Genomic DNA, 1209 nt, shown 5'->3' with positions numbered 1-1209 from the left:
CATCGCTGGCGTGCCGCTCGATCATCGCCTGTATCACTTCCGGTTGGCCTATTGCGGGTTTGAACACGCCCATGTCGTGCTCGGTGGCGAGAGCTTCGTCGCATTGGCCGAAGGGCTGCAGAATGCCCTGTGGTCGCTCGGTGGGGCACCGCGGGAGCATCGGACCGACAGCCTGTCGGCCGCCTTCTGCAATCTCGATCGCAATGCGAGGGACGATCTGACCAGGCGGTACGAGGACCTCTGCGCCCACTACGGCATGCGGCCTTCCCGCAACAATCGCGGCATCGCCCACGAGAACGGGGCGATCGAAAGCTCGCACGGCCATCTCAAGCGCACGATCGCCGATGCGCTGCTGTTGCGCGGCACTGCCGACTTCGATGATCTCGCCGCCTATCGCGGCTTCATCGACGAGATCGTCAGCCGCCGTAATGCCCGCAACTCCAAGCGGATCGACCACGAGCGCGCCACCCTGCAGGCGTTGCCAGATCGCCGCACCTCGGACTACGAGGAGGTGATTGTCCGCGTGACGTCAAGCGGCGGCTTCACCTTGCGCAAGGTGTTCTACACCGTGCCGTCACGCCTGATCGGGCACCAACTGCGGGTGCGCCTTTACGACGATCGTCTCGACGTGTTCGTCGGCGGCACCCATCTCGTCACCCTGCCGCGTGGGCGGCCGCATTCCAACGGCAAGCACGACCAGGTCGTCGATTATCGGCACGTGATCCATTCCTTGCGGCGCAAGCCAATGGCGCTGCTCAATCTCGTCTACCGTGATCGGCTGTTCCCGCGCGATGCCTATCGCCGAACCTTCGATTGCTTGCGCGAACGGCTGCCGGACAGGAAAGCCTGCCGGATCATGGTCGATCTGCTCGCACTGGCCCATGAGCGCGGCTGCGAGGCCGAACTCGCCGATCAGCTCGCGACCGAGCTTGATGCCGGCCGACTGCCCGACCTCAACCGGCTGCGCGCTTACTTCTCTCCCGATCCGGCCTGCGTGCCGCACGTCGTGGTGCAGCTCGCACCGCTCGCCACCTATGAGTGCCTCATCGGTGCCGGCGAGATCGGAGGTGCCGCATGAGCACGGCCAACACCATTGACACCGCGCGCCTCAATCTATTGCTCAACGAGTTGCGGCTGCCAGCCATCAAGGTGCTGTGGCCGCAATTTGCCGAGCAGTCCGACAAGGAAGGCTGGCCGGCGGCCCGCTTC

General features: G+C 64.8%; 1 protein-coding gene. It reads left to right on the top strand.

What is annotated here, in order from left to right; all coding sequences use genetic code 11:
* The coding region (locus IVB32_RS33100) for an IS21 family transposase (RefSeq protein WP_247412729.1) at positions 1-1078 on the top strand (1078 nt) is incomplete at its 5' end.
* Positions 1079-1209: the final 131 nt, after the last annotated feature.

It is taken from the genome of Bradyrhizobium sp. 23, from assembly GCF_023073295.1.
Taxonomy (GTDB): Bacteria; Pseudomonadota; Alphaproteobacteria; order Rhizobiales; family Xanthobacteraceae; genus Bradyrhizobium; species Bradyrhizobium canariense_D.
The sequence above is the reverse complement of the archived record's forward strand: the minus strand, read 5'-3'. Positions and strand labels throughout refer to the sequence as shown.